Source organism: Fibrobacter sp. (genome assembly GCF_017545445.1).
In the GTDB taxonomy this organism is placed as follows: domain Bacteria; phylum Fibrobacterota; class Fibrobacteria; order Fibrobacterales; family Fibrobacteraceae; genus Fibrobacter.
The window spans coordinates 1-17,374 of sequence record NZ_JAFWOM010000170.1; the positions used below are offsets into that span (position 1 = coordinate 1).

At 46.5% G+C, this 17,374-nt stretch carries 8 protein-coding genes; 2 read left to right on the forward strand and 6 right to left on the reverse strand.

What is annotated here, in order from left to right:
- Positions 1 to 258: 258 nt before the first annotated feature.
- The 6 genes from IKG78_RS19500 to IKG78_RS19525 form a co-directional block, all read right to left on the reverse strand.
- Complete coding sequence (locus IKG78_RS19500; protein ID WP_290947024.1) at positions 259 to 1,575, reverse strand: FISUMP domain-containing protein; 1,317 nt, start codon at positions 1,573 to 1,575, stop codon at positions 259 to 261.
- Positions 1,576 to 1,583: 8 nt separating this feature from the next.
- On the reverse strand, positions 1,584 to 2,855 hold the full coding sequence (locus tag IKG78_RS19505; protein WP_290947025.1) for an FISUMP domain-containing protein: 1,272 nt from the start codon (positions 2,853 to 2,855) through the stop codon (positions 1,584 to 1,586).
- A 145-nt stretch (positions 2,856 to 3,000) separates the two neighbouring features.
- On the reverse strand, positions 3,001 to 4,179 hold the full coding sequence (locus IKG78_RS19510; protein ID WP_290947027.1) for a hypothetical protein: 1,179 nt from the start codon (positions 4,177 to 4,179) through the stop codon (positions 3,001 to 3,003).
- 12 nt (positions 4,180 to 4,191) lie between these two features.
- On the reverse strand, positions 4,192 to 5,229 hold the full coding sequence (locus tag IKG78_RS19515) for a hypothetical protein (protein ID WP_290947030.1): 1,038 nt from the start codon (positions 5,227 to 5,229) through the stop codon (positions 4,192 to 4,194).
- Between the two features lie 399 nt (positions 5,230 to 5,628).
- Positions 5,629 to 7,704: a transketolase gene (locus IKG78_RS19520; protein WP_290947033.1), complete on the reverse strand. Its 2,076-nt coding sequence runs from the start codon at positions 7,702 to 7,704 to the stop codon at positions 5,629 to 5,631.
- 119 nt (positions 7,705 to 7,823) lie between these two features.
- Positions 7,824 to 14,012 carry a VWA domain-containing protein gene (locus IKG78_RS19525; RefSeq protein ID WP_290947040.1) on the reverse strand — a complete coding sequence of 2,063 codons (6,189 nt, stop codon included), beginning with the start codon at positions 14,010 to 14,012 and terminating at the stop codon, positions 7,824 to 7,826.
- A gap of 114 nt (positions 14,013 to 14,126) precedes the next feature.
- On the opposite strand from IKG78_RS19525, the gene IKG78_RS19530 reads away from it, so the two are divergent.
- Complete coding sequence (locus IKG78_RS19530; RefSeq protein WP_290947043.1) at positions 14,127 to 14,747, forward strand: hypothetical protein; 621 nt, start codon at positions 14,127 to 14,129, stop codon at positions 14,745 to 14,747.
- Between the two features lie 23 nt (positions 14,748 to 14,770).
- Positions 14,771 to 17,320 carry an NPCBM/NEW2 domain-containing protein gene (locus IKG78_RS19535; RefSeq protein ID WP_290947049.1) on the forward strand — a complete coding sequence of 850 codons (2,550 nt, stop codon included), beginning with the start codon at positions 14,771 to 14,773 and terminating at the stop codon, positions 17,318 to 17,320.
- Positions 17,321 to 17,374 lie beyond the last annotated feature (54 nt).

Below are 17,374 nucleotides of genomic sequence, written 5' to 3' on the forward strand. Positions count from 1 at the left end.
AGAACGTCGAAAAGTACTGATTTCAGGACTATTAATCGCCCACAGGCCTTATAGAACAAGGGGTAAACATGAAATCGGGTCTCCAAATGACACTTAAATGAAAATGAGGCCTTGTTCAGGTCTCATTTTGACACTTAAGCCCATTAAAAATACTTTGTAAAGAATTTGGGAATACCAAAAAAAATCACAAACCACCCCTTGCGGGTGGTTTGTTCTTATGATGCATCACGAATCCATTCCTAAAGCACTTTATCAAAACTAATCCATAACGCAGCGGACAGAAAAGGCACAATACTTATTGAAAGGCCCCAACTCAGCTTCGGCTTTAAAATACCAAAGCCACAAATGATACCCATGATCTTGGTTCTTTTCCGAGGAAGTCCATAAAAAGCCATAACGATGCAAATTGGTATAACCGTTACCGCAGTAATCCCCCGCAGGGAGCATCGCGAAGCCGTATTCATCAGTGCCAGAATTGTTTTCGTCTTCCAGCCAATCATCAACAGACTTCAACTTGATTGCCGCTTTTGATTCTCCCCCCGCAATGTCGATTAGGCGTTTCATTTCGTCCTTGTTAGGCAAATGCCAGCCTTTGGGACATACGCCACGAACAGTGTCCTTTGGCACACACTTCACACCTTGGCCGCAACCGGCCCCATCGGTACTAAACCACGCCGCACTATCCATAGCGGCACTCCACAAGTACAAGCGGCCATATTTTCCGCACGACGCGTTAAGTTTCTCCTTATAGCAATAGCTCGATGAATCCGCATCCGTACCGTTTTTTGTTTTCTGATGATACCGATAATTCAAATTTTCAGCCATCCAAACTTTAGAATAGCGGTAACTCCAACTTTCAATTGTTACTGTTTTATAGACGTGCCCATCACGCAAATCGGTTAACGTACTGTTCTCAGCATCGTAAATACTTTCATCGGGGCCAACGGAACTACTGGACATCGATGAGCTCGAAGCGAAAATAAACAAGTCTTTTCCATGAAGTAACACCCCCACAGAATCCTTGCCACAGACAACCTTATACCCGCTCCCGTCCTGCAACGCTTGAACAGAACAAGACGCCCCATCATTACCAGAATTACCCGAATCACCCGTTTTTCCCTTTTCGCCCTGAATACCGGAGTCGCCCTTGTCACCAGACTCCCCCTTTTTTCCTTGTTCACCATCATCACCGCGGTCACCTTTTTCTCCCTGGACGCCTGGATCGCCCTTGTCGCCTTTCACGCCTTTTTCGCCTTGGCGACCCGCATCACCGTTGTCACCCTTAGCGCCATCATCACCTTTGGGACCCGTCGGACCAACAGCACCGTCTTTGCCTTTAAACACCGACCATTCCCTATCAGCACAGTAATAGACCTTGGACGAGTCTTCTAGAAAAATCATCGAACCGTTATTATCGACCATACATTCTGGTCTTGATTCACCGGATTTTACAATCTGCACTCCGACAATCTCGTTCACTTTTGTAACTTCGGTAACATCATCTGAGCAAGCGCAGAAAAAAAACATTAGCAGAACAGCGATATACGCCATCACTCGGCTCCACAAAATCTTCATACCCACTCCTAGTAGTCCTTGATGCAACGAACAGAAAAGGCCTCGCTTTGCACTTTTATCCCACCATATTTAAAATCAGCTTCATCTGCATTTATATTAACTACATAAGCACCAGTACCACTAGATTCCTTAGTCGTCCAAAAAAATGCAGTTTTGCCCAGCAATTCATACGTTACATTAAGGCTCCTCTTGCCAGCAGGGCGTGCAGAAAAACCGTAAGAATCAATTCCATTACTATTATTATTCCAACCCGAGGTTGCTTTCAGCCGATAACCAAGAGAATCAGCACCACCAAGTTCATCTATCATATGAAGGAATTCCTCATAACTTGGCAAATGCCACCCTTCAGGGCAAACTCCCCTTACTCGTGTTTTTATATCACATTTAACGGAATAACCACAGCCCGCAGCATCATTGCTGAATTGAGCCGCGCTATCTGCCGCAGCACTCCATATATATAAACGACCAAAATTGTTACAATTCGAAGAAGAATTATTGTAGCAGTAACTAGAAGAATCAGCATCTCCACCCCCAGCCGTTTTCTGATAATACCGATAATTCAAATTTTGAGCCATCCACACTCTCGAATAATCTGTCGCGGTAATAGTCGTTGTTTTATAAGTTTGTCCATCACGAAGGTCCGTTAAAGTATTTTTATTCGCATCGTAAATGCTTGTGGGTTCGTACTCAATTGCTTTTCCATGGTGCAACACACCCACCGAATCTCCGGCACAAATAATTTTATAGCCGCTACCGTCCTGCAAATCCTTTACAGTACAAGATTTCCCTGCCGCGCCATTATTTCCAGATTCTCCCGGATCCCCTTTGGGTCCCTGCTCTCCGGTATCACCTTTTTCACCCTTGTCACCTTTTTCGCCCTGAAGACCGGGGTTTCCCTTGTCCCCCTTCTCGCCTTTTTCGCCTGGATCGCCTTTTTCGCCTTTATCCCCCTTTTCTCCCTTTTCACCCTGAATGCCAGGATCGCCCTTTTCCCCTTTTTTACCATCATTGCCCTTGGGACCAGCCGGCCCCACAGCACCATCTTCCCCATTCATCACAGACCATTTTTTATCAACGCAATAATAGACCTTGCCAGAATCTTTGACAAAAATCAATGAACCATCGTTGTCAGCAAAGCACTTAGGCATCGCCTCTCCAAATTCCAGCACGGGCATTCCCGTAACTTTGTTTACTTCGGTCACTCTGGTGATGTTTTCATCACAAGCTAAATAGAAAACGGCTATCAAAACAACCGTAAAAACGCTCCACAACTTTTTCATATAGTTTCCCTCGTATTTGCTAACAAAATATATAAAAAATTTCCGCATAGGAAGGAAGCTATTAGCAACCGATAAGGAGCTAACATGAGAAAAAGGAACCGATACAAATGTCGGTCCCTTCGATTTAATAAAGACAGAATCTTTTTTACTTCAGCCAGACACCTTTGCTGCCACGATTCTTGCCCACTTCCACAGAAACGGTGTAACGGCCACGGGAAATCTTGGTTGCATCAATGCGAGCGACATTGTAGCCAACTCTTGCGTTGTCTACACGCACACTAGCCGCACGGGTTCCATCCGCATTGAAGAAGGCGACAACAGCATTACCGCCTTTTTTCAGTTCAAACGCGACCATGTTGCGGCGGACTTCAACAATTCTTACTCCATTGTCGTTTTCGTCGGCGTAATCGTTAGCGGATTCGTTGCCGTCTGCCAAATCAGCAGAAGAGCCGAAGTACGGAGCATCAAAAATGTACGAGATGGTGTCCCCGGTTTCTAAGATTACAGAAGCCGTGTAGGAAAGGCACGGCTGGTAGGTCGTAGAATCTTTTTCTTCCAGACAATACGCTTCCGCAACACCGTTGATGTCGATATCCTTTATCTCGATAACGCTGTTATCCACGCTTGAGTATGCCTTGTTGAACTTTTCAGAAATCAGCTGATTCAGCGCAGTCATATTTTCCATGTAATCTTCGGAGGTCGGGACATATTCATCAGATACCTTCAGATTGGACATGCAAGCCACAACCATTTCCGCAACACCTTCCACGGATACGTAGATACTCATCTTATCCTTTCCGCGAACGACACGGTTGTTCAAAACGCGAACGAAATTAAAAACATATTCAGCGACATCGCTGGTACCGTCACTGTATTCATCCATTTCGGTATCCATCACCAAAAAGTCGAACTGCTTAGCGACATCTACGGGGAACAAGGACGAAATCAAGGCCGCAGCAACAGTCTGCGGATTCTTTTCAACAAGGCTCAAGTCCACCTTCACACCGTCTTCATTATTAACGGCAGCAAGGATATTTTCAGTCTTGTCGAAAACATGGTATTTATTCTGCACGAGAGCCTTTTCCATTGCACTGAAATCCGTAGCCCCAACGGATACAGAAACGACGGGGGCACGGGAAGCATCCTTTTCTGAGCCCATCTTCATCAAGCCCTTCTGAGTGATATCTCTCGTACGGTAACCATCGACAGCCCTCCTTTCCTTCAGGAAAGTCTTGGAGTTGTCAGAAAAATTAACGGATGGAGCAGCCATTGCAGACAAAGCAAAGGAACAGACCAAAACAATTGATGTAATAATTTTATTCATGATAAGACCTCATTAGTATCTTGGATTACCGTAAACGGCTTTTTTTCTGCCCAATGCTAAAGCTGATGAAGAATTAACCCTCATCGAATACTGATAAATGCTATTGTAATACTCACCATAGCCTTTAAACTGATGATGTTTTCCATCGTCACCAATCGCCGTTCCCGATCTAAAAATTACGGCCGGTTCAATACCACTCGCATGGTCATTGTATATATGACTCCATACAGCGTACTTGTAGGCTTGCCAAATTCTCATCTTTTCGTTGTTGACCCATTGATCGGCAAATGTTTCATAAAAACTAAGATCAGCAGCCTTTTGGTTTTTCGTCAACAAAGCAGGCACGCGCGAAGAATACCCGAACATAGCATGAAGTCCATTCTTAAAGGCTTTTACAAATTTAGAATAGTTTATATACTGCGGTTTTGCCTCCTTGGAATCCTCCCAGCCGTCATTGTTTATTACATATTTTTCGTCGGTGATGGGTTCCTGTGACATAATCGTAAGCTCTTTACCATAAACTTTTGTTTTGTAATATCCATAAATTCCACGACCTTTATCATCCGTGTAAAAGCTAAGGAAATTACATGCATCGAAAAAAGCAAAATACGTCTCTTCGGAAAATTCCATATCCTCAACCGGAAGATTATCGTCATACATTATCGCTATATTATTCGTACGAATAACATGTCCATTATCATCTAAGCCAAACGAAGTATCTCCGTGACCAGAAAAAAACACAATATTATAGTCACCATTTTTAATTTTATTTTTAAAATTCGCTACCGTAACTTGTGACGACGTTGTGTTTGAATAGATATTTTTAAAAGTCGTTTTTGAATACTTCTTGGAAACATGTTTTTGCAATGATTTCCTAAAACCCGTTGCAAAATCAATATTATACGGAAGATTATTCTCGCCCATTTTTGAATAATCAGAAATACCAAACGTAGCAATATTTAGATTTTCCAACCGCCCTCTATATGGGGTGGATGAACGAGCAAAACAACAAGCCACCACTACTAATACAGCGATAAGCACTCTTTTCATTTATCATCCTTTTTTAATTCAGACAACATTATCTGAACGGGGTGCAAATATAATACAAACTACAATTAATTTCAACTAAAAAAATTAAATAAACTATTATTAATTACAACATTTATAAATTTAAGCAAAAAAAAAACATAAAAATAATACCTTATCAAAAACATATCGTACAATTTAAAATTGAGTTTCCCTATAGAAAAAAAAAACGCTGAAGGCGACTTTTGCATTATAAACAACAAATCCCGGCACCATACCGGGATGACAGTGAAAGAATGTGGCTAGGGGTTTTATAAGCAGTGGTTAGGGGGTTGTAGATAGAAAAAGCCCCACTGGAACAGCGGGGCAAAATTTCAATGGATCCTATCAGCTCGTTGAGCCTCCAGGATGACAGGGAAATGCTTAAGCGTTCGCTTTCTTGAAGTCTGCGACGTTTTGAGCAAATTCAGCGAGGTATTCCTTCGCGGCAGCCACGACGGCTTCCGGAGTGTAGCCAAATTCCTTTTCGAGCACGCCAGCCGGAGCAGAGGCGCCAAAGCGTTCGAGACCGGAGACCTTGCCGAAGCCGCCCACGATTTGGGCGAACAAGAGCGGAAGACCGCTGGACTTTGCAAACACCGGAGTCCACGGAGCAATGATGCTGTCGCGGTAGGCCTTGTCCTGAGCCATGAAGAGGGCCGGGCTAATCATCGAAACCACGCGAACCTTGAAGCCTTCGCCACGGAGAATTTCAGCAGCGTCGTGAGTCAAAAGCACGTCAGAACCGTTAGAGACAAACGTCAAATCCGGGAGGGCGGAACCGCAATTGTCGCTTACGATGTAGGCACCCTTGCGGCAATCCTTGGAAGCTTCGTAACGCACGACGCCAGGGAGCGACTTCACGTTCTGGCGGGTAAGGATAATCGCAGTCGGGCGGTCGTTGTTTTCAAAAGCCATTTCCCATGCGGTCACGGTTTCGAAAGCATCTGCCGGACGGAGCACGAGCATTTCGGACTTGCCGTCTTTACGCTTGAGGCCTTCGAGCAAACGAATCTGCGTTTCGTGTTCAATCGGCTGGTGTGTCGGGCCGTCTTCGCCCACGCGGAAACTGTCATGCGTGTACATGAACTTGACCGGAAGCCTCATGAGAGCTGCCATACGGAGAGCGGGTTTCATGAAGTCGCTGAATACGAAGAACGTAGCGCAGATCGGATAAAGACCGCCGTGCAATGCGATACCGCAGCAGATAGCGCCCATCGTAAGTTCTGCAACACCCACCTGTACGAAAGCACCCTTGAAATCGCCAGCGCGGAAAATGCCCGTCTTGTTGAGGAATGCCTGCGTGTTGTCGGAGTTGGAAAGGTCTGCGGAGCTGCAAATGCAGTTCTTGACGTTGTCTGCAAGGTAGCCGAGCACAGCACCAGAAGTCACGCGAGTCGCAACGCCTTCCTTGATTTCGAGCTTGGAGAGGTCGAGCTTCGGAGCCTTGCCGGAGAGCCATTCCTTGAGAGTTGCAGACTTTTCAGGATTTGCATTGTCCCAAGCGGCCTTCGCCTTTTTCCATTCAGCAACTTCCTTGCGGAGTTCGGCCTTGCGGGCTTCAAAACCAGCCTTCACGTCATCAAAAATCTTGAATGCATCGGCGGGATCGCCGCCGAGGTTTTTCACGGTTGCGTCGGTAGAAGCGCCGGCAGCATTGAGCGGCTGGCCGTGAGTCGAAACGGCACCTTCAAAAGACTTGCCGTCTTCAGCGATAGCACCCTTCGCCATGGTGGTGTGACCGATGATGATAGTCGGTTTTTCAGTTTCTGCCCAAGCTTCCTTGAATGCCTTGCGGAGTTCTGCAACATTGTGGCCGTCAGCCACGTCAATCACGCGGAAACCCCAAGATTCATACTGCTTCTTGAAATCGTGGCTCATCACGTCTTCGACTTTGCAAGAAAGCTGCACTTGGTTCGCGTCATAGAAGAATATGAGGTTCGAAAGCTTGAGGTGACCCGCAATGCGGCCTACGCCGTAAGCGATTTCTTCTTCGAGACCGCCATCAGAAACGAGGCAAACCACCTTGTGCTGCAAGATATCGCCAAAACGTTCGACCATGAAGCGTTCGGCAATCGCATTACCGAGGGCGACAGCGTGGCCGATTCCCAGCGGACCCGAAGAGTTTTCAATACCGAGATTGACATCGAGTTCAGGATGCCCTGGAGTACGGGAACCGAGCTGGCGGAAGTTCTTCAAGTCGTCCATGGAGAGGTTTCCCAGCATGGCCAATTCGCCATAAAGAAGGGCAGACATGTGACCTGGATCCATAAAGAAGCGGTCACGGGCTTCCCAGTTCGGGTTTTCAGGGTCAAAGCGGAGAAATTCCGAATACAGGAGAGTAATAGCATCTGCTGCACCCATGGCACCACCCGGATGGCCGGACTTAGCCTTCTGCACCATGGCAGCGGAAAGGATTCGAATGTTGTCAGCCGCTTTTGTAACGAGCCTATCTTCCACTTTGTTAACCTCTCTTTAAAATCTAGGGCGATGAGCCGCACCTAAAATTAGCGACCCAAATTTAACTTTTTTACAATTTTCTCTCAAGGTTTTAATGCATAAATCACGATAAAACAATCTTATTTCTTTCTTTTTATGCCCGTTTTGACCAAACGGAACTCAGAATGGCCGTCCTTGAACTTGAAATTGATGTGCCAGAAATAAACTCCGGTCCCCACCTTACGGCCTCCATCGGAACGGTTATTCCAATCCAAAAAGCCCGTTTTTGCACGATGGCCCTCATTTTCACGGATTTTTTCGCTCATTTCGCCCTTGTCGCCAAACGCTCTCGTGAACGAAGTCACCACATTCGAGTACCCGTCAATGATAGTCACATTCGCCTTGTAAGGCATGATACTTGCAACTTTAATGACAGAAAGCGTATCCGGCACACGGCTCCAGTCATGCTCGTCAGGAGCAATCCATTTCGCCTTCGAATGCACGCCACTCACTGCAGGCGTAGGAGTCACCTCGTACAGATACTGATTTCCGTTATCACCTTCGACTTCAATCCCGCCACGTCCCATAGAGTTCTTGCGCCCATCAACGTAAGACGACTTGGGGCTAGTCCTAATGCAACTTTCCGTCATGATGCTGTAGTCGCCAAGAACGAACGCCCAAACAAGACCTGTCGAATCCCTTTCAATCCATTCCGAAATTTTAAACGAACGCTCCTCAGAATCCTTACAATCAGAAGAATAAGTAAACAGCTTTCTCCACGCAGCTTTTTTTCCATCACCTTCTCCACCCATATTCTGGACGGGTTCGGACAATGTGATTTCCAGCGTATCCGGCGGCACCTCATTCACGCAATCCAAATATTCTTCAATACCGATAACACCGGCTCGCTTGACCGCCTTCACGGGGACGGCACCAATCTTATCCTGAATTTTCACCTTCTGCGAGAATCCGCCCTTGGGCTTTGTCAACCTGAGATAAGGCGCATTAGCCCCGTCCGAAGACGTAACCCCATAATCAAACGGTTCCTCCAATCGAGCTTCAACCCAAGAACCGCCATCTACCACGCGGAACTTTTTCTTGGCCACGCTACGCCATGATCCACCCACTTTGTTCCAATACAAAGTGTCAACGCCTTCAATGCCATCCTTGTTGGGCACGGCAAAATGAATTCGGATGGAATCGGCACGACCATCTTTATCAGCATCGTAAATTTCAGCCTTATCTGCCGCGATATAGTTCGAGAACACCACTAAAGAATCGCGTTTGTTCCCCAAATTATCGTTATTGACTTTAGCCGTAATAATAACGCGATTATGGGCAGACTCCATATCAAACAAAGCATCAAGTTTTGAATTTTTAAGATCGTTCTTGTCATAGACAAAATTGAACGTTCCGCTATATTCAAAGGTAGAAGAGTACTTGTCCGTTTCGATAGCCTTTATCCGCAGTGAATCGCCCTTGTCCGTCAGCAACAGCACATCCAAAGTATCAATTTCATGGATAGACTCGCTGAATGCGGTCAAGCTGATTCGGAAGTTTGCGGACTCCCCTGTTTCCACAGAATCGAGGTCATTTTTGCCAGATTCGTCGAGGAACTTATAGCTAAATTCCACAGGATCGTTCAAATCCACTGTATCGCGTGCAATAGTGCCGTAAAGCGGGTCCTTGTATTCCGCAATAAGAATATCAAGTCCACTACACGAAATCGCTCCATCGCCGCTCTTTGGAGTACGTTCGTTCTTCGGAATGTCATTGCGTTCATAATAGCCGGGGCTTACTTCATAGAGTTCGATTTTTTCTTCATCACCTGAAAGCATGCAAGAAAGGTTGACCTTTACCGTATCCGTCACGTTCGAGAAATCTTCCGTCACCAAAGTCAACTTGATTTTATTCGTTTCTCGTGAAATCGAATCCTGCGTAGAATCCGCATTCACGATTCTAATGGTATCCGGAACATCCGGGGCGCGGTATTTGCGACCGCATACAGCCATAAAGGAATTTTGCGCTCTCGGCCAGCGGGCCGATGCTCCGACACCATCAACGGCTCGGACATAAAATTCAATGATGCCGTTTTCAAACGAACTCGACGGAACTGAAGCCTCCCAATAGCCGTTCACCTCCTTCATCAAAGTTTCGTCAAAGAGAACCACCATGGAATCCTTGTAATAAAACGTTGCATGGTCAATTTTGTCGTCATCATGGATTAAAAAACGCAAGGTCGCCTTGCCCCCCACTGTATCCACGCAAGTGAGCAAGTTCATACTGATAAAGGGCGCATCGTTCTTGACCGGAATCGTGTAAGGTTCCTTTGACGGATTAGCAACCGTAGGAGTCTTGCCGGTCAGGCCGTTTGAATCGGTCGCCACGACGTAAAAATCAATTCCCGGATACCGCACCATGCTATCAGGAACAACATATTGCCATAGGCTATCGTTTTTACGGGTCATCGCATACGGATTAAACGAACCGTTAGACAAGTTTACATCTCGCATATAAAGGCGAACGTCCGTAACCCCCGTCTTGGAACGTACATAAACATCAATCGTAAGACTCTTGTTTTGCTGCTGTTCTTTTCCCACCAAATCCCAAGTGTCCGGAGTCAATTCGACAACTGGCGGCGGAGCGTCTTCGTTCCAGTAAGCCGTATCGGCAGCATTCTTGTTCATGAATTTTGTCTTGACTTCGACCATGTGCGAATCCCCGTCCCAAATTGCATCCGGACTCTGGTAACAAAGGACATAGCGAGATTGCACGGAGCCGCGAATGGTCGTGTAAATTTCAGACAACTGCGATGCACTCGGGGCATCTGTATAAGTACCGCCCGTTTGATCGGCCAAATTTTTCAAAACCGTATTGGAGCCCGTAGTTTCCACACCGATGGAGTAGATGCTCGTATTGAGGCTATTGGCAAGATCGGCAACCTGACTTGTTGTCACGCTCTCGGAGCCATTCTCGCCATCCGAGAAAATAATCACCGTCGTCGGGTTCGTTTCGCCGATAATCTGTTGAACGCCCAACTTGGCACCTGTATTGATGTTGGTGTTGCCGGAATCCTTCAAAGCTTCTACCGCCTTGAAAAGAAGCGCCTTGTCCGAAGTCATGGTCTGGTGCACTTTTGCACTGGCACCACCGTTAAAGCCGACAATAGCCGTCCTGTCATAAGGTCCCATTTCGTTGATGAACTGACGAATGGCATCTCTAGCCGCATCCATTCGGCCATTGGTCCTCATGGAGCCGCTTTCATCGACAACGAGCGCGACGGACACGCCGGTAAAGTTTTGAATCGTCGTCGTTTGCGTCGGTAGCGTCACATTGTCTTGAGAGAGAATAAAATCCGTAGAGTCAAGCCCAACAATCGGCTTTCCGTTATTCTTATCGACGACAGACACTTGCGCGCAAATGCCGGGGTGGTTGCTCAAGTCAAGGTTCGTAATCGTCACTTCGGGAACCGTCGTGGAATCCAGCACATAATTCGCTCTTATATGGCAATAACCTGATTGCGTCTTAACGGAGACTCTTGAACTGGACGGATTGTCAATCGTTACATTTCCCGTCACTTTAGACCAAGAATCAAATACGTAACCGCCAAACGGAAGCACATACAAAGATGTATCTTTTCCCGGAGCGACATAGACATTGCCCGACGGGACGGCTCGTCCACGAGTCGATTCCACGTACAGCAAGTTCGGTACAATAATCTGCGCCGTGAAATTCTTGTCGCGAGACACCGTTTTCACGGAATCCGTCACAGAAAGATAGTAGGTCTTGCCCGGCGTCCCATGGATGGGCACATAAGTTTCTCCATTGAGAATATAAATTTCTGATTCTGTCATAAAAAGCGGATCCGTTCCATAGAACACGCTCTGTCCCTTAACAGAATCCAATTTCAGCAAATAGTAATTCGTATCTGAGGGAGTCCAGCTAAACCGAACAGTTCCCGGAACGCTGTCGGAATAATGATGACGCTGGAAATTGAACGTTTTTTCTGTACTCGTCAATGGATAAATCTCGCCATGCTTAAACGTGGCCTTTATCGTCACCGATTCCGTTGCATAAGCGACCGTCTTTAAATTATACGGATCGTCAACAGATCCATTTCCCGTTACAAACACCCACTTGTCAAAACGGTAACCACTATTTGCTGTTGCCGTAATGGGGTAAGCGGCCCCTCTCCAAGCCGTCGGATACCCAGTATCCGGCACAACCTTGCCATTGCCATCTGTAATGAGCTCGATACCGATTTTAGATTGCGAATAATTCACCCAGAACGATTTTAACGTATCTGCAGTATTGTAATTTTTCACGATGTAAAACACGGAATCCCCGGCAGAAAGGGTCAGCGGATCAAATCTGGACGTTACCCCTGTAGTTCTCGTCGTGTAAGAATTAAACTGGCCGGTCGTATAACGTTCGATAATCAAAGGCATGTCCAAACTGCGGAAAACGAATGTATAGGAACCTGCCGCAGGGGCGACAAATGAAAACCTTACGCCATAGCTAGGCAATCTAGAGTAATAGTTGTCTTTGAGCGTATATTTAGTGGCGACATCCGTTATTTCATAAACTGTACCCTGGATAAATTCAGCCTTGACCGTGCAATCCCCGTCAGGGATAATAGAAGTGTACATCTTGGTCGGGTCAAGAATCTTGCAGGATCCCGAAGACACGCTCCACTTGTTAAACTTAAAATTCACGGAGCTCGTCGTAGCCCTTATAGGAACCGTATCTCCAACTACGTAAGTTGAATCATAAGTGTAGGAGTTCGCACCGACATATGCATACCCCACGCCCGAAGTATCCGTCCGCAATTTGACGGTCTTTAACGCTCGAACCCAAACGCTATCGCCCAGAAAATCTTGCGTATTTGAAATAAACTGGAAATACCTCTTTTGACCAGCATTTACGCTAATTCTTGTTCTGCATTTTCCATTAGAGCAATACGTACTGCTATAAGAATAGAACGTGGAATCCGCTGTAAAATTGTATATGTAGGATGCATGGGAGGTTTTCATCTGTATGACATAAAGTCCATCCGTCGTAGGTTCAAGATAAGCACGGATTCCGTAAGTATTTCTTCGACTGAGGGTACTGTTGTTCACAAAAGTGTAACCCTTAAAATCTTCGGTCAGCTTATATAAAGGCAACCTGGTCGTATCAGGCTTAATCACTGCCGACTCTTCAAGAATGAACCGGGTAGAACGCAACGTACTGTCAACAAACTTTCCTTTGCCGGACAACACAGTCCATTTATTAAAATGCGCCCCCGTATCCAAAGTCACTGATACAGACAAGGAATCACCAAAGGCAAGCGTATCGACTCTCGTCTGACCGTCAATTTTTACGGTCCCAGCCCGGAGCGCCACCACAGAAACAGAATCGTCCCAATACGAAGTTGCATTCGGGACAACGCTTGCATAGAATTTTTCGCCAACAGACGAGGCCACAACATTAAAAGAGGTTTTTGCCGATGTAGTGACAGACCTTTTCGTCATCGAGAACGAAGAATCCGAGCCGTAAAAACGGTATGCACCATAAAGACCGTACGGTTGGAAACGCAATGCATATAAGCCTGATGTCGGGGCTTCGTAGCGGAACCTCATGCCGCCACTTGGCGATTTTTCATAAAAGTCATTATAGCCAACGTAAGTCTTGGGCTTGTCGGTCACATCAATTATCTTTGCGGCTCTGCAAAACAATTTGATTTTCGTATCCGCATCAACCGTATCCCGAATAGAATAAGCTGTAGAATCTCTAAACCTGTGCGAACCACTCACAAAAGCCCACCCGTCAGGGCGATACCCCACTTTAGCGGTAGCTTCAAGATAAACGACATTCCCTTTCAAAACATTCCGCGTCGAAACACCCGTAGAGCATTCCGGGGACGTACCTTCGACCGTAACTTTTAATGTCGGCACAGATGCGTAACTCATGCGAAAAGACATCAAGGAATCACGTTCATAGACGCTCACCACCTCGTAAAAAACGGAATCACCGGCAGCAAGCAGAAGCGTGTCCGTAGAAGACGTGGTGACTGTTTTTGAAAAGCTGTAACTTGAAAATGCACTCGTCGTATAGCGCGTAAAAAGGCTAGACTCGGTACTGTCCTTTTTATAAGTAACGACATATCCGCCATCTGCAGGTGCGACGAAAGAAAATCGAACGCCCCCCGTCGAAGTCCCTAAATACGAATTTTCAAACGGTGTATATGTTTGAGGAGTATCCGTTATCGGAAATACAGTGCCATGCTCTTCTGCGGCATGTGCAAAAAACGCCAAAAAAACAACGAACAACGTTGTCCATCGATTCATATTACCTCTTCCAAGTATTTTTTTTAATCCTTAATATAACAAAAAAAACATTTTTACACAAATCATTTCAAAAAAATTTTATAATTTATCATTCAATACAAAAGAGTACGCCAAATGACATCCCTATTCAAAAAAAAATATCTGGCAGCAGCAACGCTTGCCCTTGGAATCTGCACATCGGTAAACGCCATGGAAATCCGCCCCTTGGCTCAATTTGATTTCTTTGCCGATGTCACAGCCCACAAAAGAATCGAAAACGTCAAAGAAGAAAAGACTTGGAATAGCAATTCCTTGTTCATAGTCGGCACGGAACTGCTTTTTTCGGCAGAATTCGCACCATTGCGTTACGGAATCGGACTAGGATACAAGAGCAGCCAAAAAAAAGGCAGCAAAACATTAACGCCTGCGTTCCTACCCATTTGGGGAAATTTTTCTTTCGGTTTTTACGGTAAGGACTGGCTCGCCGTTCCATACGCAGTCGTAAGAGCAGGAACCATGGGTGCACTGACTGGAGAAGGATGCTGGTGGGAACGCCCCTTCAATTTCTTCGTAGTAGCAGGCATTGGAGCTATATTCCCCTACAATATCGGCTTCGAAGTCAACTTCGATTATTCCTCAGTCCACAAGTCATTTGAACACCGCGATACCAAGTTCCGAATTTCTTCGGGACGCATCGGACTCCAGCTCTCTATCGGTTTCGAACTGACTCACGAAAGGATTTACACCTCTGACTAATTTGCTTTATTTATATTTAATCCATGAAAAATTACATTCTTAACCTGCTTAAAAATTTACTTCATCCTGCCGGTATTGCAGGAACCGTCATCGCTCTAGCAATTCCATTCTTTATTTACCTCGCACCAAACATCAAGCACCGCGAAACTATCCGGCAGCTTGACTTGTACCTTCCTCTCCCGCTTTTTTGGGTACAGCTCGTTGCAGGCATCGTCCTCTTTTGCCTTTTAAGCAAAGATTTTCGGGAATGGGTCAAAGGAATCCTCCCCGAAAAGCCTGTAAGCCTTATGGTAATCGTCTTTACGGCTGTAGTAACCATTTTTGCTGGCATGCAAATCGAAGCACGTCACCGCGTCCAGAGTGACGAAAGCGTATTCATGTCCGTCGCCCAGAACATGTACTACAACCACGAATCCGCTACCTGCAACCAAGGCGTATTCGAAAACGGCGGCCTTACTTGCAAATCGACGTCGAACAGTTTCAAGACAAAAGGGCTTTCGTTCCTGTACTACCTCGGCATGCCGCTTTTCGGCAACGATCTCCGCTGGATTTTCAATGCGGAATTCGTGATGCTCCCGCTTTCGTTCTTACTCATGTTCCTCGCAGTTGTCGCATGGACGAGGCAACCGCTCCTTGCGTTCTTGGCATCGCTCCTCATGGCACTGCAACCGACGGTGCTGTTCCAGTTCCGCTCGATGTCCGTCGAACCGCTCTACATATTCCTCTCCGCGCTCTCGCTTCTCGTTTTCAAGTGGGCTTACGATAGGAACACTGTAAAGCACTGGGCTCTTTTGGCGCTCGTCCTCGGATTTTTTGCGCAGACACGCCAAGAAACAATATTCTGCCTCTTTGCGTTTATCCTCTTTGCATTCCCGAAACTTTTGGACAAGCAAGATGCAAAAGCTCCCGTTTTCTTTGTCGTGCTATCGCTGTTCTCTGTGCCTGCGCTCCTCACCATCAGCTATTTCCAAGGGTTCGGTTTCCAAGGGGGCGAATTCGAAGCCCACGGTCACTTCTTTGAGGACCTCGCCAAGAACTGGGAAGTGATGACCACAAAGCTCGGCAATAACGGAGAACTCACGAACCCGTTCCTCAGCTACTTCAACTACTTGTTCGCGATCGGAGCCATTTATTTGGCCTACCGTGCGATTAACGATGCAAGGAAGAGCAACTTCTATTATCTTAAGATTCTCGGATTCTTGCTCCTCTACCACCTGCAGACTTATGTGATTCTCGAAAACGTTTCAGGCGACTTCAGCATCGAAATCAACCAGCGCTACAGTCTCGTGATGCTTCCCTCGATGGCTTTTGTCGCAGCCCTCCCGGTAACACACATGGTCCAGTATTTCGCAACCACAAAGGATAAGGAGCAAAGTTCCACCAACGTTTTAGTCGGCATTCTAATAGCCGCTGTCGCATTCACCGGTTGGACATTCCATTACAAGAAAGATTTCAACAACAATATCATGTATAACAGGAACCATCTGACCATTGAAGAACATGAAATTCTCGGATGGCTCAAGACACTGCCCCCAGCAGACCGATTCTTCATTTATGGTCGTCCATGGCACTTCGTCGGTTACGGAATTTCGTCCATCCATTACGACAACGCCCGCCAGATGAAAGACAGCGAAATGAAGGACCTCATCGAAAAGTACAAGGGCGAAGTCTATTACATCCGCGGGCTAGACTGCTGGAACAGCCAAACCTACCACAAAAAAGCCGTGGAACACCGCATCGCGACGACTTGTGACGTCTTTGAACGCGAAATGGATATGACAGGAGTCAAGAACATCTTGGTGACGAACAACTACTGGGTGCAGATCGCGAAGTTCAACGGACGCAAGAACTACAACCCGGAAAAAATCATCAAGACCGGCGATATTGAAGCTGTTCCCGCCGACTCCGCTTCGAAATCAACCTCACTCAAAATTCACTACGATCTCAAAGAACAAGGCAAAGCCGCCGCTAACTGGGTTTTCATGCTCTTTGTCAACAATTCCACAGTAAAAAAAGGCACCTACAACTTCGGCTCGTACGATCAAGAAATCGGGGCAGAACTGTTACAGCCGGGCTTTAACCAAGTGCGTTTTGTCGTGCAAGACAACGCGACCCACAGCAAGCTTGCCGATATTTCGAAATTCTACTTTGAAAAGGCAAACGGAGCAGTAGCCCTCGTCGATTGGCCCATCGAAAGCCACCAGCAGGGATGGGGCAGCATGCACAAGAACGAAAGCATCGAAGGAAACCGTTTCAACATCAACGGGCTGCGCTTTGACAACGGGCTTGGAATCCACGCCGCATCGACCACAGTCTTTGACATTGACAAGAAGTACTCGACACTCAAGTTCTCTACAGGGCTTGACGACGAATCGCTTTGCGGCAACGGAGTTGCTGTGGAAGTCCTCGGCGACGGGAAATCGCTTGCAAAGACCGATTTCTTCCAGAACGGCACTCTGCAAGACGTTGTGGCCAATGTTACTGGAGTGACGAAGTTGACCATCAAGACCATCCCCAAGGAAGGTATCGACTGCACGCACGTAGATATCATCAACCCGGTATTGGTGCCGTGATTAGACGAGAGACGAGAGAGGATAGACGAGAGACGACAACCAATAAAGGCGAGA

What these genes read in the sequence shown, in the direction of transcription:
- IKG78_RS19515 (WP_290947030.1), bottom strand. Translation starts at nt 5,229, where the DNA reads ATGAAAAGAGTGCTTATCGCTGTATTAGTAGTGGTGGCTTGTTGTTTT.
- IKG78_RS19535 (WP_290947049.1), top strand. Translation starts at nt 14,771, where the DNA reads ATGAAAAATTACATTCTTAACCTGCTTAAAAATTTACTTCATCCTGCC.
- IKG78_RS19510 (WP_290947027.1), bottom strand. Translation starts at nt 4,179, where the DNA reads ATGAATAAAATTATTACATCAATTGTTTTGGTCTGTTCCTTTGCTTTG.
- IKG78_RS19525 (WP_290947040.1), bottom strand. Translation starts at nt 14,012, where the DNA reads ATGAATCGATGGACAACGTTGTTCGTTGTTTTTTTGGCGTTTTTTGCA.
- IKG78_RS19530 (WP_290947043.1), top strand. Translation starts at nt 14,127, where the DNA reads ATGACATCCCTATTCAAAAAAAAATATCTGGCAGCAGCAACGCTTGCC.
- IKG78_RS19505 (WP_290947025.1), bottom strand. Translation starts at nt 2,855, where the DNA reads ATGAAAAAGTTGTGGAGCGTTTTTACGGTTGTTTTGATAGCCGTTTTC.
- IKG78_RS19500 (WP_290947024.1), bottom strand. Translation starts at nt 1,575, where the DNA reads ATGAAGATTTTGTGGAGCCGAGTGATGGCGTATATCGCTGTTCTGCTA.